At 56.8% G+C, this 22,296-nt stretch carries 19 protein-coding genes; 16 read left to right on the forward strand and 3 right to left on the reverse strand.

Annotation, left to right across the window (positions count from 1 at the left end; all coding sequences use genetic code 11):
- Positions 1-6: 6 nt before the first annotated feature.
- The 14 genes from H1B37_RS00995 to H1B37_RS33585 all read left to right on the forward strand — a co-directional run bounded on the left by H1B37_RS00995 (position 7) and on the right by H1B37_RS33585 (position 13,650).
- Positions 7-1,377, forward strand: a complete 1,371-nt coding sequence (locus H1B37_RS00995) for a sulfatase-like hydrolase/transferase (protein ID WP_436297966.1) — start codon at positions 7-9, stop codon at positions 1,375-1,377.
- Positions 1,378-2,007, forward strand: a complete 630-nt coding sequence (locus tag H1B37_RS01000; protein WP_286177272.1) for a sulfatase-like hydrolase/transferase — start codon at positions 1,378-1,380, stop codon at positions 2,005-2,007.
- Positions 1,970-2,995, forward strand: a complete 1,026-nt coding sequence (locus H1B37_RS01005; RefSeq protein WP_286177274.1) for a Gfo/Idh/MocA family protein — start codon at positions 1,970-1,972, stop codon at positions 2,993-2,995. The genes H1B37_RS01000 and H1B37_RS01005 overlap by 38 nt, the downstream gene beginning before the upstream one ends.
- Entirely contained in the window at positions 2,938-3,147 is a 210-nt protein-coding gene (locus H1B37_RS33580; protein WP_286177275.1) for a hypothetical protein, read from the forward strand. Before H1B37_RS01005 ends, H1B37_RS33580 begins: the two co-directional genes overlap by 58 nt.
- A gap of 14 nt (positions 3,148-3,161) precedes the next feature.
- Positions 3,162-3,872, forward strand: a complete 711-nt coding sequence (locus tag H1B37_RS01010) for a 3-keto-disaccharide hydrolase (RefSeq protein ID WP_286177276.1) — start codon at positions 3,162-3,164, stop codon at positions 3,870-3,872.
- Positions 3,873-3,931: 59 nt separating this feature from the next.
- Positions 3,932-4,639, forward strand: coding sequence for a sulfatase-like hydrolase/transferase (locus H1B37_RS01015; RefSeq protein WP_182864736.1), 708 nt, complete (start codon positions 3,932-3,934; stop codon positions 4,637-4,639).
- A gap of 26 nt (positions 4,640-4,665) precedes the next feature.
- Positions 4,666-5,460: a sulfatase-like hydrolase/transferase gene (locus tag H1B37_RS01020; RefSeq protein ID WP_353620749.1), complete on the forward strand. Its 795-nt coding sequence runs from the start codon at positions 4,666-4,668 to the stop codon at positions 5,458-5,460.
- Positions 5,450-5,689 (forward strand): hypothetical protein, encoded by a 240-nt coding sequence (locus H1B37_RS34260; RefSeq protein WP_353620750.1) that lies wholly within the window; start codon positions 5,450-5,452, stop codon positions 5,687-5,689. Before H1B37_RS01020 ends, H1B37_RS34260 begins: the two co-directional genes overlap by 11 nt.
- Before the next feature lie 1,014 nt (positions 5,690-6,703).
- Positions 6,704-8,089, forward strand: a complete 1,386-nt coding sequence (locus H1B37_RS01025; protein WP_182864737.1) for a right-handed parallel beta-helix repeat-containing protein — start codon at positions 6,704-6,706, stop codon at positions 8,087-8,089.
- A gap of 26 nt (positions 8,090-8,115) precedes the next feature.
- A complete protein-coding gene (locus H1B37_RS01030; RefSeq protein WP_182864738.1) occupies positions 8,116-8,439 on the forward strand; it encodes a hypothetical protein in 324 nt (107 codons plus the stop codon).
- Positions 8,440-8,545: 106 nt separating this feature from the next.
- On the forward strand, positions 8,546-9,544 hold the full coding sequence (locus H1B37_RS01035) for a hypothetical protein (protein WP_182864739.1): 999 nt from the start codon (positions 8,546-8,548) through the stop codon (positions 9,542-9,544).
- Positions 9,545-10,143: 599 nt separating this feature from the next.
- The gene (locus H1B37_RS01040; RefSeq protein ID WP_182864740.1) at positions 10,144-11,082 is read left to right on the forward strand and encodes a carbon-nitrogen hydrolase family protein; all 939 of its coding nucleotides are present in this window, start codon (positions 10,144-10,146) and stop codon (positions 11,080-11,082) included.
- Positions 11,083-11,328: 246 nt separating this feature from the next.
- On the forward strand, positions 11,329-13,254 hold the full coding sequence (locus H1B37_RS01045; protein ID WP_182864741.1) for a GDSL-type esterase/lipase family protein: 1,926 nt from the start codon (positions 11,329-11,331) through the stop codon (positions 13,252-13,254).
- A 291-nt stretch (positions 13,255-13,545) separates the two neighbouring features.
- On the forward strand, positions 13,546-13,650 hold the full coding sequence (locus H1B37_RS33585; protein WP_182864834.1) for a transposase family protein: 105 nt from the start codon (positions 13,546-13,548) through the stop codon (positions 13,648-13,650).
- 820 nt (positions 13,651-14,470) lie between these two features.
- Here the strand turns inward: H1B37_RS33585 and H1B37_RS01055 are convergent.
- A complete protein-coding gene (locus tag H1B37_RS01055; RefSeq protein ID WP_182864742.1) occupies positions 14,471-15,631 on the reverse strand; it encodes a hypothetical protein in 1,161 nt (386 codons plus the stop codon).
- Positions 15,632-16,411: 780 nt separating this feature from the next.
- Here H1B37_RS01055 and H1B37_RS33590 point away from each other — a divergent pair.
- Positions 16,412-17,278 (forward strand): hypothetical protein, encoded by an 867-nt coding sequence (locus H1B37_RS33590; protein ID WP_286177279.1) that lies wholly within the window; start codon positions 16,412-16,414, stop codon positions 17,276-17,278.
- 171 nt (positions 17,279-17,449) lie between these two features.
- Here H1B37_RS33590 and H1B37_RS01065 read toward each other — a convergent pair whose 3' ends face one another.
- Both H1B37_RS01065 and H1B37_RS01070 read right to left on the reverse strand, forming a co-directional pair.
- A complete protein-coding gene (locus H1B37_RS01065) occupies positions 17,450-19,831 on the reverse strand; it encodes an ankyrin repeat domain-containing protein (protein ID WP_182864744.1) in 2,382 nt (793 codons plus the stop codon).
- Positions 19,832-20,070: 239 nt separating this feature from the next.
- Positions 20,071-20,541 (reverse strand): HEAT repeat domain-containing protein, encoded by a 471-nt coding sequence (locus H1B37_RS01070; RefSeq protein ID WP_286177298.1) that lies wholly within the window; start codon positions 20,539-20,541, stop codon positions 20,071-20,073.
- On the opposite strand from H1B37_RS01070, the gene H1B37_RS01075 reads away from it, so the two are divergent.
- Positions 20,529-22,148, forward strand: coding sequence for a sulfatase (locus tag H1B37_RS01075; protein WP_353620751.1), 1,620 nt, complete (start codon positions 20,529-20,531; stop codon positions 22,146-22,148). The two genes, H1B37_RS01070 and H1B37_RS01075, sit on opposite strands and share 13 nt — an antisense overlap.
- Positions 22,149-22,296: the final 148 nt, after the last annotated feature.

Below are 22,296 nucleotides of genomic sequence, written 5' to 3' on the forward strand. Positions count from 1 at the left end.
TCGAAGATGTTGCAACGATTGTTCACTCACGCCGTATTCTGGACCGCTGTGCTCATGGGGGACGCGGGCGTCGAGGCAGCAGAAAGGCCGAACATCGTTGTGTTTCTGACGGACGATCAGGGATACGGTGACCTTGGTTGCTACGGCTCCGATTCGCTTGAAACGCCGAACATCGATCGGCTGTGCCAGCAGGGTATGAAGTTCACGGACTTCTATGTGCATCAGCGGTGCTCGCCAACTCGCCTGGCGTTCATGACCGGCTCGCACGCGCATCGTGCTGGTTGCACCAAAGTCATCTACAACAAAGACCGCATCGGAATTCACTCCGATGAAGTCACGACGCCCGAGCTTCTGAAAACAGCCGCCTACACCACGGGGATCGTTGGTAAGTGGCATCTGGGCGAATGGAACGCGTTTAATCCTACTCGTCACGGCTTCGACTTCTTTTACGGTTTCATGATCGATCTTGATCAGGGAACGGGCATTTATCGAAACCTCGAACGGATTGAGTCGATCAGGCGAAAGACCGACGGGCAGCATTCGCCGAAACTGCTCGACGCCGCGACCACCTTCATCAAGGAGAACAAAGAACGCCCGTTCTTTCTTTACTACGCATCGCCGCTACCGCACACGCCGTGGATTCCCAATGAGCGTTTTAAAGGGACGTCGCGGCGAGGCACTTACGGTGATGTGATCCGTGAGATCGACTGGCAGGTCGGGGAACTAATGAAAACACTCGACGAGCAGGGTGTCACCGAGAATACGCTGTTTGTCTTTGCATCGGACAACGGCCCAGTGCTCGGCATCAATGGTGGTGACGCCGGCCCGTTCCGCGACGGCAAATGGACCGATTTCGAAGGCGGCATTCGTGTTCCGTGCATCATGCGCTGGCCAGACAGAATCAAGCCTGGTTCGACCAACAATCAGATCACCGGGATCATCGACCTGCTGCCGACCTTCTGCGCGATCGCCGGAGTCAGCCTACCGGGCGACCGCGTGATCGACGGCCGAAACATCCTGCCGTACATGACGGGCGAAAAGGTTGAGAAGCCGATCCACGATTCCTTCATCGTCCCCGGCTCAGTGATTCGTCACGGGCAGTGGAAGTTGCTCGTTCGAGACCTGAAACCCGGTGGAAAGAGTGGTCGCGAGGGAAAGCGTCCATCAGCTCCAGCAGGATCGCTTTTCAACCTGCAGGTCGACCCCGGTGAGACGCGAGATGTCTCCGCCGACCATCCCGAAATCGTAGCCGACCTGCGTCGCCGAATGGATAAGGCGGTCAGGGAACTCGAAGCGAACAGCCGACCGATCGGCAGACTCCCCGATACACCATCTTCCGCAACCAAGAACAACGTCAAGAAAACGAAGAACCAGTAAATGCGCTTCACACTCGTATTACCAATATTCGCCGGCGCGATCGTTTCGCTTTTCACACAATCGGCCTGGGCAGCCGCGCCGGCTGATAAGCCGATGAATGTGCTGTTTCTGGTTGCCGATGATTTGAACAGCTGGATGTTGGAAGAAGTGAATCGCTATGCGGGCAAGGTGGTCGCGCCAAATCTTCGCAAGCTCGCCAGCAGTGGAGTGAACTTCACGCGAGCCTATACGGCTGCACCAGTTTGTTCGCCTTCTCGCACAGCCTTCTTTTCAGGGGTCGCGCCGTGGAGGTCGGGAATCTACAACAACGCACAGACCGTCAGCAAAAGTGAGATACTGAATCAGGGTGACGTGTTATCTCTGGCCGGGTTGTTCAAGAAGAGCGGCTACGGCACCTTCGGTTACGGAAAAATCACCCACGGTTGGGACCAAAGACAGCACTGGGACGACAAGGTTGGCCACAAGCGAGATCCAGCTCCTCCCGGAGCACCTCTGGCCAAACTCAGCGGGGGAGAGCAGGACTGGGGGCCCATTCATCTCACCGAAGAACAGATGAATGACACGCTCGGAGCCGACAGGGCGGTTGCCGTCGATGATTTACGCCGCACCGCCAGCAGCCGCAAACAATAAGTTGCGAGTCGGGCTGATTGGCGCGGGCAATCGAGCCAAATGGCTGACCCGAGCGTTGGGGCGTGAGTCTCATCGAGCCGATTTGGTCGCCGTCTGCGATTGCCACCTGCCGCAGATCGATGCCCTTGCGGCTGATAACACGAAAAATCCAAGGGCCGGTGATTCCTGGAAACGCTATCAGAACTACGAGCAGATGTTCGATTCTGAAGATCTAGACGCAGTCATCATCGCGACACCCGATCACGTCCGCGTGCGTGCGGCAATCATTGCCTGTGCCAAAGGCCTCGACGTTTACGCGGAAAAGCCGCTCAGTTTCAGCGTTCCGGAAGGCCGCGCGCTGGTCAAAGCCGTGCGAAAGCACAAACGCGTGCTGCAGGTCGGTACACAGCAACGCAGCACACCGATCAACCAGTACGCCTGCGAGTTTGTGCGCGACGGTGGACTTGGCAAAGTTTCGACGATCCTCGTAAAGAACTACTCAGGCTCTCGGCCTGCGACCGGCCTCGACCAGCAGCCCATCCCCGAGGGCATGGATTGGAATCGATTTTGTGACCAGGCACCGCTGCTCGACTATCACGAACAGCTTCATCGTCGGTGGCGGAACTTCGATGCCTTTACAGGAGGACCCATTTGCGATCGCGGTTCGCACGCGCTGGACATGGTTCACCTTGCGATGGGATGGGAGAACGTGGCGCCAACGCGGATCGAACCCACAACCGAAGCGAAAGACTACTGGGATCGCGGTGTGAGACTTCATTACCCGGATGGCACTGTCATTCGCCTGGAAAGTACAGGTGGCCGGCCTTTGGCGGCATCTTTGTTGGCCAGCAGGGAAAACTCGAAATCAACCGTGGGCGGTTCGCGTGTAACCCGAAGGATCTGCTCGCTCCATTCACCGGGTCACAGACGGAATCGCACGTCGCTAACTGGTTGGATTGCATCGAAACCCGTGAACAACCCAATGCACCTGTGGAAGTCGGCCATCTGATTACCAGCGTCGCACACCTGATCAATATCTGTCGGATCACCGGACGCACGATCAACTGGGACGCCACCAACGAGCAGATCATCGACGATGACGCCGCCAATGCGCTGTTGACCAAGGAACGACGTCCCGAATTCTCGCTTCCCACTGTTTAGCCCCAGGACTTCAAATGCTTTTCGATTCACTCTGTCGTACTGATCGCGCGACAACGCAACGGTATTCTTCAACCATTGCGCTAGTTGCGGTCTTGATGTGCTGTGGCACCTCCTTCGCTGATGATTGGGTTACCTTGTTCGATGGTAAAAGCCTCGATGGCTGGAAACCGTCACGCGACAACACGCAGTTCGCGCTCACCGACAGTGTCATTATTGGCACGAGTTCTGGCCAGACTCAGTTTCTACACACGGTTGAAGAGTACGGTGACTTCGAGCTTGAACTGGAAGTCAAACTTCACGACACCGACTTAAACTCGGGGATTCAAATCCGGACGAAGCTGACGCGTACCAACGACGCCGGAAAGGTTCGTCCCTCCGTTCACGGACCTCAGGTCGATATCGGGAAGTCTCCTGGGCGCAGCGGACACATCTTTAACCAGGGCAATGGTGCTTGGATCACTCCCAAAGAAGACCTGGCCCGGAACGAGCTGATGGTTAATAGGAAATGGAACAAGCTGCGTGTGTTGGCCGCTGGCCCTCGAATTCAAACCTGGATCAACGGCGAACAAGTTGCGGATGTCACTGACGATGAGGCCTATGCGAAGTATTCTTCGGGCGTGATCGCACTGCAGGTCCACGGTGTCAAGAAGTCACCGGAGACAGCACGTCACGTTTCGTTTCGTTCAATTCGCGTACGCAAGGTCGAATCCGCATCTGGAAGGTAACACCCGATCCTCCAAATCTTTCACGAAACCATGAACACCACGCTACGTTCGAGTATTCATTGCATATCGACCCGCCGGATTTGCAGAAGCGAGCCGAAAGCAGATTCACCAACGACATCGACAAACAGACCCGCGCATTCGGTCACATGATCACCTACATGGATCAGATCGTTGGAGACATCATGGCCAAACTCAAAGAGCACGGCCTCGAAGATAACACGCTGGTGCTGTTCACCGGAGACAACGGCACGCACAAGAGCATCACCAGCAAGCTGCCCGGCATGAATCTCCAGGGCGGCAAGGGCTCGATGACGGAAGCCGGCAGTCGAGTCCCACTGCTGGCGTGGTGGCCTGGTCATATCAAGCCGGCAGTCCGCAGCGAATTCTTCTGCCTTGTCGATGTTCTTCCAACGATTCACTCCATCGCCGGCATCGAACTGAACCGCAAGGTAGACGGCATGAATCTGTCTCACCTTTTCGTTGGTGGCGAAGGAACAGATCGCGATCACGTGCTGATTAATTACGGTCGTGGGTACTTCGTCCGCGAGAAACGCTTCCGGCTGAATCAGGATGGCAAACTGTACGACATCCCGATTACCTCAGACGCCTCTCGGTACAGCGAAGCCGTCACGACTGATGCCGCACACAACTTTGACCGCGTCCGTCTGCAGAAGATTCTCGATGACTTCATGGCCATCGAACCGCAGTACAACAAGGGATCGACGGACAGCAGGAAGAAGAAAGAGCGTGTCAAAAGGCAACAGTAATCCGAGTCCAAAAACGACGCCGAACCATGCCAGGTTCCAGCCGCAGCATTCCTGGCAGATCAATTCGGCTCGCACGAAGGAACAAAGCCACTGAGAAGGTAGATATGAGTTTGCGTTCTGGACTGAAACATCCATTGAACGTGTTCGTGCCTTTGTGCGCGATCACGTTTCTGTTTCTGGCATCGTTTGATCGTGTGGCAGGCGCCGCTGAGAAACCCAACATCGTGCTGCGGTTCATCGATGACTGGGCGTGGAACGGCACACCGGTTCCTATGAATGACGGCATGGAAAACTCACGTATGCCGGTCGTGCAAATGCCGAATGTTGAGCGGCTGGCTCGTGAGGGAATGAAGTTCACGGGCGCGTATGCTTCGCCGCAGTGTTCTCCGTCGCGAGTCTGCGTGCAGACCGGACAATCCTCGCCGCGGAACGGCTTTACTGTGTTCATGAATGACCGGGGACAGGACTACTTCGACGAAAAAGGCTACCCGCACTTCCCGGTGATTCCCTGCGTCTCGGACATGACGATCGACGCGGACGCGGTGACGATCCCCGAAGCTCTGAAGCCGCTCGGCTATGTCAGCGCCCACATCGGCAAATGGCACATGCGAGGAGAGCCTGGCGACGAAGAATACGTGCTGCACGACGGCGACACCAGCAACAAACCCGGCAACACACTGCCTGTGGGCGCGAACCAACGTCTGCCTGACGACCTGACCGATCCCAAGCTGATGTACAACCATGCCACATTCCGCCGTCGTCTCAGGTCATCGCAAGCTTCTGCATTTCTACGAGCGACCGGACGTCCCCATGCTGTTTGACCTGACTGACGACATGGGTGAAGTCCACAACATTGCGGCGACGTACCCCGAAGAACACCGCCGACTCTATGACGAGATGATGGAATACTTCGACAAAGTCGGAGCGCGGATCCCGAAACAAAATCCGAATTACGACGCGGCCATCTACCGGGACTCGAAGGAGTACGACAAACGCATCCAATGGGGACCATTCGCAGGCAGCAGGCCACTTGAAGAAGACGAAAAATAGATGGCTCTGAATCTGACACACCAGAAGTGGAGTTACGCCAGACTGTTCTTTAAGTCTAGCCGCTTCCACGAGCCAATTCTGAGGCCCACATGTCATTGCGTTTGAATTCGTCAAGGGCGTGATCCGAGCCCTCGAATGGCGTGCGGGCTGGCCGCGCGATACGCGGCGATTGCGTCAACCGCTGGCTCGAAACGCGTCGGCTTCAGCGCAGCGGTCGGATTCACCGCTGCACGAATGCAAATCAACTTAGTGGGTCCCGCATGGCCCATTTTGACTCGACAAAGGACCGACTCGCGTGTTCAGTGACGTCCTCCATCGCAATCGTCCCAACCGGTTTCCCAACTCCGGCGTCGGCCGCCGGAGCAGCGATTCAGATTGTCGAAAGTCGCATCAGTGGCTCCGACTGAGGGGGATTCGGGCGACGCCGCCGAGCGTTCGGCTTGTCCAACTTCGCTAGGGTTAAAGTTAAAGAAATTCGCATCAATGTCTACGATCGAGCCTGGTCGTTTGAACGTCTTCATACCAGCCAGGGATGATCGGGTACATGCGAGCCAGATTTCCGAGTTTGTTTTCGGTCCTCGTGTCGGATCCTCGCTCACGCTTTGGGTTACGATAAGAACGGTCCTGAGCAACTTCATTTGATGCACGGAAATGCGAGAGTTTTTACCCATGATGCGTTCAATCATTAGTTTGACGGCCTGTTTTTTGGCGGTAAGCGGGTACGCAGATCAGCTCTGGCTTCAGGGCCAACTGCAGCAGCTTTCCGAGCGACGTGCCAGCGGCGATAACAAGCCGGTGGTTATCGAAATTCCGGACGGAGTCTACCGACTTCAGAAAGCTCTCACACTGTCGCCGGAATTGGTCGGGGCTGGATTGACGCTTCGCGCCACAAACGCTGGCAAAGCGATCATCTCCGGCGGTCGTCTACTGCCGCAAGGTGAGCGTGATGAACGGGGCCTCTGGAGAGTTCCACTCCCCACCGATTCAAACCGTTTCGGTCGTCCGCGATTTCTGATGATTGACGGGAAACTCTGCTCGGCTGCCCGACATCCCAATTTTGGATACCACCGAATCAAAGAATCACTCCCTGATCGCCGCAGTGGATTCGTCGCCGCGGCGGGAGATATCCCGGATGGAATCGGCGATGGCTTTGATCTGATTTTGCTGCACGATTGGTCCAGCAGCAGGTTGCCGGTTCAGTCTTATGACGCCCGCACGCGGACGCTGCGCACTGTGGGACCGATCGGCTGCAAGGCCGATCACTACGCCATCGATCACTTCGAGAAACAACCACGCTACTGGCTGGAAGGACATTCGGCATTCGCAGATGTCGAAGGTGAGTGGTACATCGACGCGGATTCGCACGAGTTGGTGATTGTCGGCCGAGAAAACCAGCAAGAGTCACCGAAGGTTGTTTTGCCCTGGCTAAGCGAGTTGCTGGTTGCCTCCGGCACGGACGGGAATCCGATTCGTAATCTTGCGATCCACGGAATTGCGTTCACCGAATCACGATTCGAGATGCCGCCGGGAGGTTACGCCGGCGCTCAGGCGAGCATGCATGAGGCACGTGATGAGCGTGGCGTGCGCACTCCTTCAGGTCGTGACTTCGTCCAGGCCGCGGTCAGGATTGAAATCGCCAGCGGCTGTCGCGTCACCCATTGCAACTTCCGGTCACTCGGTGGCAGCGGGCTCTGGATCGGCGGCAGGACAAAAAACTGCAAAGTCTTCCGATCACGCTTCTACGAGATCGGCGGCAACGGGTTGAACCTTGGCGAAGACAATTCACGCCGCGTCGACGACGAAACCTGGTACAAGACAGCACCCGATCAAGTTCCAACCGGCAACAAGGTCGAGCACTGCGAATTCAGCCATTGCGGTCGTATCCTGCCGGGGGCGGTTGCCATTTGGGGGGCCCTGCACCGCGATCTGGAAATTGCCAACAACCACATTCACGACTGCCCCTACACGGGAATCTCGCTCGGATGGATCTGGAACGACAGCGAAAGTCCGGCCGCCGGAAACGTCATCCGCGACAATCGAATCGAGTTCGTGATGCAGGTTCTTAGCGATGGTGGCGGGATCTACACGCTGGGCCGACAGCCGGACACGCTGATCACTGGGAATCGGATCAGCGATATCCCACTGAACGCCGGACGCGCCGAGTCCAATGGCATGTTTTTGGATCAGGGCACAAGCGGACTGACCATTTCCGGCAACACAATCCGTCGCGTGGACAAATCCCCCTGCGTTTTCATCAATGCGGCGAGAACATCGTGCGAGAGAATCGCTGGGAGTTGGCAACCGACGAAACACCGCCGGTGCGTTTCAACAACACACCCGAAGAAAACATCACGGTCGGAGCGAACGAAGTACTCGAGCCCCAGAAAAGTTACTTCCTGATCGGCAATTCGCTGACTTGAGACACCGTGCCATCGCGTCTGGACGGCAATGTGCATTGGCACGTCGACTGCGGCAAGAACCTCGCCTTCATCCGCGACAATCATCAATCTCCTTGCGTGGAAACATCCCGATTGTGGCCGACGGCACTGACGACAAATCAGTACGACTACGTTTCCATCCAGCCGCACTACGGGACCACGATCGAGCAAGACGTGGAAGTGATTGCACACTGGATGAAGCTCCAACCGAAAGCAACGTTCGTGATCCACACCGGCTGGGCCCGTCATGCGGATTGGGCCGATGATCATCGGGAGTTCTTGACAGGAGAATCTAAGATGGCGGAGAATTGAGCGGATGGCAGTACATCCACACAGAATCGTCTATCCAGGTCAATGGCCTCAGCCAAATCACAATGCGCCTCGTCGCGCGGCTAGATTCGCGTTCTCGGTTCTATGCTTGATCATTGCGACGCAGCATCTCTCCCACGCAAACGATGCCTTTGTTCGACCGCTACCGACTGATTCCCAACCCAAACCGGTTTGGGGACATCGCGACGGACTAAGAATTGGGCTCCACCCCACGCCCGGTCCTGCTGGCCTGATTCGGGTTTATGCACCCTATCTCGATCAGCAATACCCGCGCGTGGTCAACTTCATCTCGATCGAACCCTCCGTTGAAGGTCTCCGAGGACGCGGGCAATCGGAGTTGGAAATGAGCCAGTATCGTCCCGGAGAACGCGGGCTCGTGTTTTGGGCGAGTAATCAACGAACCTCAAATCGCCCGCCCGGGACGCTCGCCTCCGGAATCGTTGATGAAGCGGACGATGTCCTTCGCCTGTTCATTCACACCGAGCCGTTTCGTAACGGTGCCCATCCAATTATTGAATGTTTGTTCCGCAAAACGAGGCCTTACGAAATCGAGTTTCGTATCCATGTGGCGAACGATAGTGCAGAGATGACATTCTGCACGCTGTCGGCGACCATGGGCAACTTTGGGCTTTTGCGACGGATTCATTTAAAACAGAATCAAGTGGTCGCAGCAAAAGACCTCTGGGGTGAAGAAGCGTTGGATCGGCTAGGCTTTCTTCCTTGGCGAAGCTGGCCGGCCGCCGATTTGGCTCGAACCGAGGATGGGCGCTTTTGGGTCCAGTTGTCGACAGATCTACCGAACCCTTCACGCGTCAATTACGATCCACATGTCGCTCCAAACTGGCGATATGTCGGCCACAAAGCAACTCATTATTGGCGCGCCGAATCAACGGCGAAGCCACTTGCCGCAGTCAACGGCCGAAAAACCTACTGGATGTCGCAGTCGCCTATCCCCGGTGGCATTGCGTTCGAGAATTTTGAGCTTCGCATGCCGTTCAGTCGTGGCCAACGGCTCTGGTTTGGCGTTCTCCCCGATGAGCCAAAGCAGAACGAAAGTTCGGACGACAACTTGCCGAGCGAGGACTGAGCATCCGCTACAGCGGATCCATCACAGATAAAGACAAGAAACACGGTGGTCGTGCCGTTCTCCGAAGCGAATCACTTCTCTACCGACCGCTTGGATGATCTGTCGACCATCTTGAAGTCGAGCTTGTCGACCTGGCGGGCCAAGAAACCGAAAGATCCTGCTCAACCCGATCATTATTCGGCCTAAAGTGCTGAGTTTGATCGCCATTCGCCGAAGATCGACAAGTATGTCCCTGTGATGCGTTCTCGGCGACTGGTCGGCCAGTTACATGTGTCGGGGCTGCGCGTCACGCTGAGGGCGAGTTTTGTTAGGTATAACGCCTGGCTTTCTCGCAGCACCGACTCCGCCGCAACAGGCTCCGATGCACCGTTCGCACCCCCCCCGGGCCGGATCGGAAGGAAACGGCACCGAAAGGTAGACCTTATTTCAGCCTCCTGACTCAACCGAAGCATCGATCCAGTCTGCACAGAACGACCGGTAGTGGCGGTATTTCCGCGCGAAGTAGCACCTGGTGGTATGATACTTGCGACATTTCAGCGTCGCATTGGTCCCTCGTCGTGCGGTCACGAAGTTGGGCCAGAGCATAGGAACGGGTAGTCATGTCGCGAATCCACTTTCTAATCGGTGTCTGTGTTTTTGGCCTTGCAGACGCGGTTGTTGCCCAACAAGCCACTGTGCCGAAACCGGATTCAGTGAAGGTCGCCGCTGTGCAGGTCAGTGGCTATGACAAGGGCGAACTTCCACGCCAAGATTTTGACCCGTCGGGCAAGCTAGTGCCGTATATCGATCGCGCCGGTCGCGAGGGAGCTCAGCTGGTCGTGTTCCCAGAATATGTGCTTGGACACACCGACGTGCCTGGGGATGTGACCCAACCGATCTCTGCGGCAGCTCGAGCCAATTCCATCTACGTGATCGTCGGATGCTGGGAGCAGTCTGGCGATGGCACGTTTGCCAATGTGGCCTTGGTCTTCGGCCGAAATGGAGAGATTGTGGGCCGCTACCGAAAGACACATCCTGCCATCGACCACTTCGACGGCGACGATCCTTGGAAACGACCACCCGCTGGCAAGAGCCGCCGGTGGATGCTCGAGAACGATCCGGAATGGATCATGCAAGCGGGGGAAGACTTGCCTGTATTCGATCTCGACTTTGGCCGAGTCGGAATCATGACTTGCTACGATGGCTGGTTCCCCGAACCACCGCGAGTTCTCTCGCTGCGCGGTGCCGAATTGATCGTTTGGATCAACGGCCGACGTGGTACCGTGGAGGACTTCATCGTTCGCTCCATCATGTTTCAAAGCCATGTCGCCATGATCACCTCGAATCAAGCCTACGGCGGAGGCACAATGATCGGAGATGGTCGAAGCCGAATTCTCGCGCAAAGTCCGGCGCGGCAAGAGTCCTACATCACCGCAACGATCAACCTGGCGAGGGTCCGGCACATGCGATCGACCAGCCGCAATTTCGCCCAGCGACGTCCCGACCTGTATGGCGAGCTTGTTCGGCAAGACCTGACTCAGAACGCGACAGCCGAATGACCCCTTCGCTTGTTTCGGTTCCCTCGCGGTTCCCGCCTTTTTCTCCTCGGACACATCGACCGGAATGCTCGTCGTCAAACCGGTTGTGCAGTTCGTCTCATCAGCCGCCGTTTAGGAGCGTTTTTATGCAAAGCGGGTCGCGCTGTGCGGATTGCACGTTCAAATACTCAAAAGCAGCTACATTAGAAGTACATTGAGGTCACCATGCTGGGCCAGAAGATCCGATCAGGCTCGATCATTTGTCTAATGACGTTTTGTGCATCCGGACTGAGCGTGTTGCCAGCCGCGCCGGCAGCCGCACCGCCAAACGCAGCTTGGTTCCCGGAAGCACCCAGCCCGCCCGAGCCTGCAGGAAAGACCATCCTCGCGTCCTCCGTCGAGGAACTGTTTCAAGCGGCGAAACAAGTTCAGCCCGGGGGGACGATCTTGGTGGCCGATGGTCACTATAGCCTGCCGCGATTGCTTGCCATCACAACGAACAATGTCACGTTGCGCGGCCAGTCGGGCAAGCGGCATCAAGTGATTCTCGATGGCGGCGCGATCCGACACGGCGAGTTGATCGGCATCACTGGCGCTGCGGGAGTGACGATCGCCGATCTTACGGTTCAGAACGTCAAGTGGAATGGCATCAAGATCAATTCGGATCGCGGCGCTGACAAAGTGACGATCCACAATTGCGTCCTGCACAACGTCTGGCAAAGAGGTGTGAAAGCACCAGCCATGCCCGAACAACAAAGCGATCACGGACCGCGTCACTGCCGCATTCAGTTCTGCCTGTTCTACAACGATCGCGCCAAGCAGTTTTCAGATGACGAAACCGACACAGCCGAATCATACAACGGCAATTACATCGGCGGCATCGATGCCAAGAATACGACCGAATGGACGATCAGTGACAACGTGTTCATCGGCATCCAAGGCCGTACACGTGAGGGCCGGGGATGCATCTACATCTCGGAGAACGGTCGCGGGTGTGTGATCGAGCGAAACATCTTCATCGACTGCGACATCGCCATCGCACTTGGCAATCCGTCGCTGGGCTACTCGCCACTTCAGGCAATCGATTGCGTCGCTCGAAACAACTTCGTTACCCAGTGCCCGGAAACCGGAATTCTCGCTTGCTACACACGAAATTGCCAGATTCTCAACAACACGGTCGTAGAACCGAAGAGCCGAATGCGGCGTCTGATTTGGGTGCAAAAGTCTAACGAAGGACTGCGGGTGGAGAACAACTTGCTGATTGGGGCACCACCACAGATTGCCAGAGAAAGTTCGATTGTACGAAGTGGCAATATCGTTGGCGATTCATTGACCGAGACGAAGATGGGAAGGGGGCAGAGCTTCTTGTCCCCGGCGGCAGTCGCACAAGCGATCGAGTTCTCTTCAAAGCTTGAAGCAGATCGCAAGCAAGCCGCTGCCGACCGCCTCAAACCTGGAGTCCAGCGCCCCGAGGTCTTGGCCGCGATGCGCCAGGTGCACGCAGGTTTCAACGGACAGTCCGGATATGTTGCCCAGTTCGGTGACTCAATCACGCACTCGATGGCCTTTTGGACGCCGATGGGCTGGGACGAACCACAGCGTTACCTCACCCACGAGGATGGTTTGCCAAATCGGCCCGAGAAGATGCGATGGCGTGACTACGTGAAAGGAACACGCGATAAGGGGCCCGAACACGCGAACGATTCTGGCTGGCGTGTGGGTCAGGTCTTGAAGGCGATGGACGGGGTGCTTGAAAAGCAAAAACCGGAAGCAGCGATCATCATGGTTGGCACGAACGACATCTCCAGTGGACGGGTGCCCGAAGGCTACCGTGCGGGGCTGGAGGAAATCGTCAGCAAGTGTTTGGCGTCTCACTGCGTGCCGATTTTGAACACCCTTCCTCCCCGACGCGGACACGACCAAGCTGTCGATGACGCGAACAAGATCATTCGAGAGATAGCCCGCGAAAAGCAAATCCCTCTGGCTGACTTTCATGCCGCGTGTTTGCGTGTTCGCTCCGGGAACTCATGGGACGGCACGATCATTTCTGATGACGGCGTCCATCCCAGCGGCGGCGAGTCGAACAACTACAGCGAGGAAAACTTGAAGCAGTGTGGGTACGCACTGCGCAACTGGATCAACTTTCTCGTCTACCGACAGTTGTACTTCCGCATCTTCGCAGCGGAACCTTGAGTGAGTGTCTTGTATCGTCCCCGATTCATCGGATCGAAGGGGGAGCTCGTCCGCAGACCGCCCGGCGTTAGCAGATCATTCGTGACGACGTTAAAGACACTCGCTTACGTTCCAACTGAATCTACGGGCCTGTTTTTGCAACAGACTCGCAGAAACAAAATCTAACATTTGTCAGCGAGGAGTGAGCAATTGTGCAATCTCTGTTCGCATATCCAGCCGCACGACCATCGCACCAAAATCTGGTTTCAGTATCCGCCGAAGCCTTGCCTCAGTGCACCCCTCCGCCAATGAATTCAGCCAGACTGGCTATCCAAATACGCAGATTTTGAAGCCGGCATCCCTTCTCACAATACCATCACGCGAGTGTTGTCCCTGATCAAACCAGCGGAGCTCTAGGAGGCACTTCTTCAGTGGCATGCTCATCTCTGCGAAATGAATTGGGATCACGAGATTAAGGACGACGATCGTTCCATTCGTGTGTTCAGTCGCGACGTCGTTCGCAATTGCAAAAGCCGGTTTCCGAACTACGGTGCCGGCCACCGAAGCATCCGGTCAGAGAACCCGGAATTGCGTCGGCAGCGACCGCGTCAGCTGTTTCGGGTTACGATAAAAACGCTCCTCTCTGCCATCGGCCTTTCAGTCAATCCACCAATGAGTCAGTACCTTGCTAGACGACTTTGATTTTTTCGGCGATGTAGGTGGATCCAACAACTCGATTGGCTGTGGAGGGCTACTGATCACGTTTGCCATCGCTGCGCTACTGTTCGTCATCCTGATGGCTTGGATGTCGTGAGAGCGTGAACGTGTTCGCGCCGGCGCTAACTCGCAAACGGCGTGCATGGCTTGAGCGAGAACATCAAATGATCCATGCAAGTGACGCGGTATCGAGCGACGATTCGTTCTTACGACCCAACCTTCGCGGAAACTGGAGGGCCGTGAATCATAGGGCCAGCGGGACAGATGGGGCCTATAAGTCCTATGTGTCCTCTTGGTCCCATTTCACGATCATTGCCGCATCTGCGAAGAAGCGGCAGTGCAGTTCCAGCCTGTGAGCGTTTTATCCTATCATTGTCAGGGACGTTTGATGGGTGGCGCAAATTCGAAGTCCCCCAAATCAAAGCCCCATGAGGTTGCTACACAGCACAAAGTGCATGTCGTGCACCGCAGCGGCCTGTCCCGCAATCGAATCGGTCATCCGGCCATCAGCCCGGCTCGCTTATTGCGTCAGGAACGGTTGATGCCAGGGACTCCACGAGGACCACTGGCCGGTGTCACTCTGCTGGCGAACTCGGCAATAGTAAATGCGTTTGGAACCGAGTTGGTGTTTTGCTTCGGAGGCTCCGATAAAACTTCCGGTCTCCGAACCCACTGTCAGTCGGTCCTGTTCGCGACTTGGTTTGGACCGCCAGACGATTTCATCGCCCGCGTTGTCGGCTGCGATCTCCACTTGCCATGCGCGTTGGCTCCCTGGTCCTCGGTATGGTGTCTTGATCAAAACCGGATTCTTCGAGCAGACGACCGGACCGATCGGCTTGGTCGAGACGACGAAGTTGTCAATCCAACGAGCCTGATCGACGGGAGAGCCCTGGTTCCAATACGCTTCCAGGAATACCGCGTTGATGCCGCGCTCGCTGAATTTTCCTCGCCAATCGAGATTGCGTCTCTCCGCTTCCAGCCGACCGTCAATCCATAGTTGGTTCACTCCATCCTGCTCGCCGGGAGTATTCAGTTTGGCACGGGCTTCGACGCAGACCCACCAGCCGGCCCCATCGCCGCCGTGCAATTTGAACCGCGATGCCGGTTTGTTTCCGAGCCAGCGGAGGTTGTCGAAGTCGTTGTACCTGGTGGTGACCACACGACTTTCGCGGACTCCCGATGCCGGGTCCAATGTGAGTGCCTCTCCACTGCTCCAGACGTGTGCGATCATCGCCTGCCGCCAACCGGGCGGCACCAGGCTGGTCGCGCGGGAAAGCTTCGCCGGACCACCGCCTTTCCAATCGCGAGGATGCTTCACGTAGATTCGCCAATAGACATCGCCGAACGTTTCCTCGCCGCGAACGACATGCGATCGATGAGTGGGCGAGTCGCCAAAAAAGACTTTGCGGCCGCCGATACCGCGACTCCCTTTCGGGTATTCCATGAGGAGCGATCTTCCGACGCCGCCGAAACGCGGCCGGTCAACCAGATCACCGCTCTGTTCGGCATAGCGTGATTGGTTTTTGGCATCGTCAAAGTCGTCGTGCCAAATCACCGCCGGATCACTCGCAATCGGCTGCGGATCGAGTATGACCAAGCTGTCGATTTTTGGGGATTCCGGAGCATCTTGGGCTGCCCCGATCGTGCAACCGAGCACCAGCCAACCACAAGTCACTGACATGCGTTTCAAAGACGTATTCAATCCCTGCATCTCGTGATCCCTCGGAACGTTCACACTAAAATGCGCGTGACGTCAGGCCCTAAGCCGTTCGTGAATCCTGGCGCCGCTTCGCACATTGAGTGTATCATTCCGTTCCGTGTGCGGTGCAACTAAACTTCCTGCCGGTAAACTTACGCTGTCCAGCGAGACGGACATTCGGCCGCATATTGATTGGATTACAATTCGACCGAGTGTCCCATGCCGCCAGTTCAAACCCATCGTCCGCCGATGCCATCCTTACCCCGTCTTTGCTTTCTCGTCGTGGTTTTCTGTGCTTTGGCAGTCGTCGACAGGACGTCCGCACAGGAGCCTCCTTACGACGTGTTCCCCGAAGCCACGCCTCCTTACTTTCGTGTGCGCTACGAGCCATCAACCGAACCGGGCGAATTGATCTTTGCAGTGAACTACACCGTTTGGATTCCACAAGGTGTCGAGACACTGCGTGGGATCGTCGTGCACCAACATGGTTGTGGCGAGGGTTCGTGCAGGTCCGGCCTGACGGGGGCATATGACCTGCACTGGCAAGCATTGGCCAAGAAACACAATTGTGCGTTGTTGTCACCGTCGTATGAACAACCCGGAAAGGCTGATTGCCAGATGTGGTGCGACCCACGCAATGGATCGGCCGCCGCCTTTGATCGATCGCTCGTCGATCTCGGCAAGTTGTCCGGGCACCCGGAACTTGCCTCCGTCCCGCTTGCACTTTGGGGACACAGCGGAGGTGGGCACTGGTGTGGTGGGATGGTGCTGACGCAACCCGAGCGTGTCGCAGCAGCTTGGCTGCGTTCGGGCGTGCCCCTGCTGGTCGCCAATCCCGATCGACCAGAGATCAAACCGTACACTCTGTCCAGGGCAGCGTTGCGCGTTCCGATCATGTGCAACCCCGGCACCAAAGAAGGTGTGACGGTGAAAGACGGTCGATTCGCCAAGGTTTGGCCCGCGAACCTCGCCTTTTTTGAAATGGTCCGCGGTAGCGGGGGCCTGCTCGGAATCGCAATCGATCCGCTGACCGCTCACGAATGTGGTAATTCGAGATATCTGGCGATCCCTTGGCTGGACCAATGTCTCAGTCTGCGCTTGCCTGACCAGCCGGGGCAGGCTCTGCGAGAGGTTTCTCTTGAAGGAGCATGGCTGGCCGAGCCAACCGGTGCGACCGCAATCCGCGCCGCGAAATTCGAGGGTGATCCACTCAAGGTGGGATGGCTCCCAAATGAGACCATCGCCGAAGCGTGGATGGAATTCCGAAAGGACACGAACGTGGTTGATACGACACCACCTCCAGCGCCATCGCGAGTGGAGCTGGATGGGCACCGGCTGCGTTGGTTCGCCGAGGCAGATGTTGAAAGCGGGATTCAGAAATTCATTGTTCTTCGCGACGGCAAATTTCTGGCAGAAGTCGCCGGTAGCGGCAGGAATCGCTTCGGACGCGACTTGTTTCAGAACTTGCAATACAGCGATACCCCCGTTCAACCGCTGGCAAAAATGGAGTTCGTTGATGAATCCGCGGAGCAAGGTGTCAACCATGGTTATTCGCTGGTCACCGTGAATACAGTGGGCCTGAAATCGATACCCACCAGGGCAGTCCCCGCTGCTGTGGGCAAAGATTAGCTGGACAGCGCCACTCTGATCAAGAAACACCGTGAATCGCCGGTCGAACGTAGCTACCTTCGCCAGAAGGTGGATCCCCAGGGTTTTCCACGCTCTGGCGAGCGTAGCTACGCCAAAGTGGCGTTGTCCAGTTAGTCATGATTGATGAGTGTTCGATGCGCACCCAAAACGCTATTGTTTCTTGTCAATCTTGACGACGTGCGTCTGCCGGAGCAGGTTCTTCCAATCGCCGAGTTGGTCAAGCGAATCGATTGACTGGAAACAGGGGACAAGCACATCGAGTTCGGCCAGTAATGTGTCAATGTTGTCGGCTTTCTCCAGTGATCGTTTTCGCAAGGTCGACTCAAAGACGGGCGGGCCATCCAAGGAAGGCGAGTCCGCGGGATAAGACTGGTACCTCTCGGCTCGAGTTCCCTTGCGATAGTAATCGTAGCCTTCGTAACCCGCCGCATCGCTGACCTGCACATGCAGCGTCGCAACCTTCAGCTCTTTCGAGATCATGGTCGCGAGTTCATCCAGGTTGCGAATCCTGTAGTCACCCAAGGCATGCAGGCTCGTCCAAGGCAGCGGTGAATCCCCGTCCGTCCAGGCCATCAAGGCGATGCCGTCAATCGCGGGTAATCCCTCCCGCGGCTGCCAGCTTCGCGAATCTGCGAAGTGGTTCGCCAGCCAATTCGCAACACGTTTAGTACCGGCTTTCGCCAAAACCAGCTCGTAGCTTCCGTCGTGCAGCATCAACCCGACCATTCGTTTCGGTTTCGTGAGGCTCGGGTCGTACTGAGAAATTAACTCTCGCATCTTTTCACGGTCAGCTTTGCGCGTCGGAAGCTGGTCGGCGAGCGTTTCGTCCTTGTAGGTGATGGTTGTCTGCGCTCCAGCTTTCAACAGCATTTCGGTTAATTCAGCGTTGGCATTTTTCGTGCTGTGAAAGACAGGTGGCCTGCCATCGGCAACGGTGACTTGATTGACGTCGACACCTTTCTGGACCATGAGCGTCACCAGCGATTTCGCGTCTGGGTTGTCAATATCAGAGTTTTGGCAGACCCGTTGCAGCAACGTCGATTCCGGACCATCGCCGCCCGGCCGGATGGCCGCGATGTTGGGATCAAGCCCTCCGTCGATCAACTCTCGGAGTTGCGGCCAGTCTCCGTCCTGCATTGCCGCATGCGCCTTGTACCAAACGTCGGGTTGATTCGGTGAACCGGCATTTTCCAGTACTACCACACAACGCTCGTAGTCAGCACGTTTTTCATTGGCGAACTCCGGATGCTTCAAGACGGCCATCCACTCGAACTCTAGGATGGTTCGTGCCGACTCTCCGAACGAGCTTTGGTACAGAGCGTCAGCCCCGCTCTGAATGCACTGCTCCAACCATTCCGCGTTCAAGGAGCGTGCAAGCAGCATCAGGCAAGAATGACCAAACGCATTGGGTAAGTTGATGTCCGCGCCCGCATCCAAGAGTGGTTGCGCACGCCGCTCGAATTTCCGGCTCCCATATTCCTGCGAGGCGTAGGTCATCAACAACGGGGACGCGCCTGCGAATTCGGCCGCACCGGATAACCTGTCACGGTTTCGTTGATTCACGTCGCAGCCCAGCTCGATCAACAGTTGCAACGTCGCCGGTCGTCCGTGCAGCGTAGCGATCGATAAAGGTGTCCAGCCGTCGAACTCGGGCATATCGGCGAGCGAATTCCACTTCACGCCCTGTGAATCTGCCTGGCGCAGCGCATCCAGATCATTATGATTGATGGCAGTTTCGATCTGCTGGGCGGTCATCTTGGGTGCATCCGCCTCGGTCAATTCGAAAAACAACTTGCGGGTTGACCCGCCGATCTCTTGCGCCAACTCGGCGGCGGTCGCTCCTTGACGCGTCGTCTTCTCTAGGTCCGCTCCGGCCGAGATCAATGCGGGAAGCACGTGGCGAGAAGCTTCGGTGATCGCCACGTGCAGAGGAGTCAGGCCGTCTTTGTCTTTAAGGTCGATTTTCAACTTGGGTGATTCAGCCAGCGACGCAACCACTTCAGGCTGGTCCCAGAACGCAGCGACATGCAGAGGCGTGCTTTTGTCGTGATCGCGTGCGTTGACGTCGGCTCCGGCCTCAATCAACGCTTGTGCTGCGGCGACTTGCTTGGCTTCAATCGCAACGTGCAGCGGCGGCGACCCGAACGCGGTGGGTCGGTTCAAATCGGCTCCGTTCTTCATCAATAGCGCGAGGCATGGGAGGTGTCCGAAACGAGCGGCCAGATGCAGTGCCGTCCAGCCCATCGCCATTCCGCCCGTCTCGCAATCGTCCCAAGACGTGTGATAGAGCATCATACGTTCGCCGGTCGAAAAAGGTGTCGCATCGCGACTGATCGCCGTGATGTCCGCACCGGCTTCGATCAGTACCTGGGCAACCTGTTCGTATCCGGCGCGACAAGCCAGCATCAGTGGCGTATGCCCCAGTGTGGACTTGCGGTCATCAACCGCTTCAACCGACTCACCAGATGCAAGCAGCGTCATTACCTGGTCCAAACGACCTTTCTCTGACGCCAGTAGTAGCGACTGACTCATGTTGTCTCCTCGGGGCAGCTTGCGTGAATTGGCTAGAATTGTCGCAGCGCATGACGTTCGCGAGATGGCGCCAGTTTATTGCACCAACTCTCTCTGCCGGCTACGATTGCCCTGCGTGAAGTTGCAAGGTGTCCGATAGCTCGGGCCATTGTAGCGACCAGCTCACACGGGGCGAACGTCCGAGCAATGCTATTCACGCTGACCGGATAGCTGTAAACAGCATCGACGAGCGACTGAAGTCATGCGATCTTCGACTGTATCCACAACCGAAGGCTTTTCGTGAGGGGGCCGTTCGCTGCTGGCGTCACAGCACTTCCGATCGCTTTCCGCAACGCTGCGTTCGTCGTCATTGCCAATAGGGTTTCTGCCGAGACGCGATCAGGTTGCTCCTTGTTCAGCAGCAGCGCGAGATCATCTTCGGTCAACGCCTCTCTGCGGGACAGGTGCCACATCGCACGCCGCACGACGTCCGGATCAGGGTCGTTGAGCGATTGCCGGAGACTGGAAATGAAATCGCCCGAAGGGTCGGCGGCCAATTGCTCGATCGTCGTTCGTCGTACCCGTGCCGAATCGTCCGCGAGGAAAGGCAGAAGCCTTGAGATCACGTCTTCGCGAACATCGGAATTCGGCAGCCAGGATCCGAGCACCCGAATGACCGCGCAACGCTGCAAGGAGTCTGCCCGACACAATCTAACACGTGTCTGCTGCATTGTTGTGTGACCGAGCGGCAACCAAACAGAGCGACAACAAGAACGACGCGGGGGGGAAACTTGCTAGAATGCCCCTCTTCTTTGCAGCGTGGCGGATCCTGGTAATGGCGGAACTGAAATCGGCAAACAACGGCAATGGCATGATGATGGACCGCATGAACCTGATCGAACTGCGAGACCGGCTGACGACTTTGTTCGGCATCGTCATTCTTGCCCTGTCCGGTGCTGCTTCTGCTGCGGAGGGCGCGGAAGCTCCGGACGTGTTGTTCATTGTCGTCGACGACATGAACGACTGGATTTCCTTGCTTGATCCTGACGCTCCGATCAAGACGCCGAATCTTGAGCGGCTGGCACGGCGCGGGATGTTGTTTACACGCGCTTACTGTGCTTCGCCGGCTTGCAACCCTTCGCGCGCGGCCACGCTGACGGGGCTGCGGCCTTCGACAACGGGTGTCTATGGCAACAAGAGCGATTGGCGTGGTGCAGTGCCCGATCGCAGAACGATCATGCAGCAGTTCATGGTCGCCGGATATGACGTGCGGGGAGCCGGCAAGATCTTTCATCATCATCTGGGCGGAGCGTTTCACGATGACGAATCGTTCCGCAATTTCCAGCCGATGCGTCCGCAGAAATATCCGCCGAAAAAACTGAACAACGCTCCCGAGTATGGTTCGCCCAACACCGATTGGGGGCAGTGGCCGAGCCGGGAGGAAGACTCAATTGATTTCCATACGGCCAGCTACTGCGTCGACGTACTGAGCCACCCGGCCAGCGATCCGCCATTGTTTCTTGCGTGTGGAATTTTCAAACCGCATTCGCCGTTTTTTGCTCCGGCTGAATACCACAACGCCTATGGCGACATCGCACTGCCGGCTCGAAAAGAAGACGACTGGAGGGACCTTCCAGCCGGTGCGGCTTCGTTGCTGCGCAGCAAGAAGTGGTTCTGGCAGGGAATGATGGATGTCGAGAAGGAGCAGGAAGGCTCCTTCCAGAACTTCATTCAAGCGTACGCGGCCTGCGCGGCCTTCGCCGATGCCCAGATCGGCCGCGTGCTCGATGCGCTGGACAAGAGCCCGCGACGCGACAGCACCATTGTCGTGCTGTGGTCAGACCACGGCTTTCATCTGGGTGAAAAAGACCACATAGAAAAATTCGCCTTGTGGGAGAAGAGCAATCACATTCCCTTCATCGTGGTTGCCCCCGGCGTAGCGAAGCCCGGCAGTCGTTGCCATCGACCGGTGGACATGACGTCGCTTTATCCGACCTTGCTGGAACTGTGCGGGCTGCCCGCCGATGCGAATTGCGACGGTGACAGTCTCGTACCGCTGCTCCGTGATCCAAACGCGAAGTGGATTTCGCCGGCGATGATGACTTACATGCGAGGCAATCACGCCGTGCGAAGTGACCGCTGGCGCTACATCCGTTATGCGGATGGTAGTGAAGAACTCTACGATCACGATGCGGATCCAAACGAGTGGCACAACCTCGCGGGGCAGAAGCGTTATGCCGAAGTCATTGCCTCGCATCGCAAGTGGCTGCCGACAACCGAGGCGAAACAGGTGCCGGACTTGAAGAGGCGTCAGCCCAGACCCGAGATAAAACGATGAATCCGGCGGCATCGACAATTCTCAATTCATTGATTGTCGTTCGATCGGCGTTGCTACCACCGGCCTTTTCCGGCAACACTGCTATCTGCCCGGTATGATCCCAGAAAATGCAAGCCACTAAGATTAAATCACGCGGAGGCAAGGGCGA

The sequence above is a fragment of the Stieleria mannarensis genome (assembly GCF_014154935.1).
GTDB classification, from domain to species: domain Bacteria; phylum Planctomycetota; class Planctomycetia; order Pirellulales; family Pirellulaceae; genus Stieleria; species Stieleria mannarensis.

Bases quoted from the DNA above. Each gene is read 5' to 3' on its own strand.
- H1B37_RS34260 (WP_353620750.1), top strand. From the start codon at position 5,450: ATGCTGTTTGACCTGACTGACGACATGGGTGAAGTCCACAACATTGCG.
- H1B37_RS01040 (WP_182864740.1), top strand. From the start codon at position 10,144: ATGTCGCGAATCCACTTTCTAATCGGTGTCTGTGTTTTTGGCCTTGCA.
- H1B37_RS01055 (WP_182864742.1), bottom strand. From the start codon at position 15,631: ATGTCAGTGACTTGTGGTTGGCTGGTGCTCGGTTGCACGATCGGGGCA.
- H1B37_RS01020 (WP_353620749.1), top strand. From the start codon at position 4,666: ATGCCAGGTTCCAGCCGCAGCATTCCTGGCAGATCAATTCGGCTCGCA.
- H1B37_RS33590 (WP_286177279.1), top strand. From the start codon at position 16,412: ATGGTGCTGACGCAACCCGAGCGTGTCGCAGCAGCTTGGCTGCGTTCG.
- H1B37_RS01045 (WP_182864741.1), top strand. From the start codon at position 11,329: ATGACGTTTTGTGCATCCGGACTGAGCGTGTTGCCAGCCGCGCCGGCA.
- H1B37_RS01000 (WP_286177272.1), top strand. From the start codon at position 1,378: ATGCGCTTCACACTCGTATTACCAATATTCGCCGGCGCGATCGTTTCG.
- H1B37_RS01005 (WP_286177274.1), top strand. From the start codon at position 1,970: ATGATTTACGCCGCACCGCCAGCAGCCGCAAACAATAAGTTGCGAGTC.
- H1B37_RS01065 (WP_182864744.1), bottom strand. From the start codon at position 19,831: ATGAGTCAGTCGCTACTACTGGCGTCAGAGAAAGGTCGTTTGGACCAG.
- H1B37_RS01010 (WP_286177276.1), top strand. From the start codon at position 3,162: ATGCTTTTCGATTCACTCTGTCGTACTGATCGCGCGACAACGCAACGG.
- H1B37_RS01070 (WP_286177298.1), bottom strand. From the start codon at position 20,541: ATGCAGCAGACACGTGTTAGATTGTGTCGGGCAGACTCCTTGCAGCGT.
- H1B37_RS01025 (WP_182864737.1), top strand. From the start codon at position 6,704: ATGATTGACGGGAAACTCTGCTCGGCTGCCCGACATCCCAATTTTGGA.
- H1B37_RS00995 (WP_436297966.1), top strand. From the start codon at position 7: ATGTTGCAACGATTGTTCACTCACGCCGTATTCTGGACCGCTGTGCTC.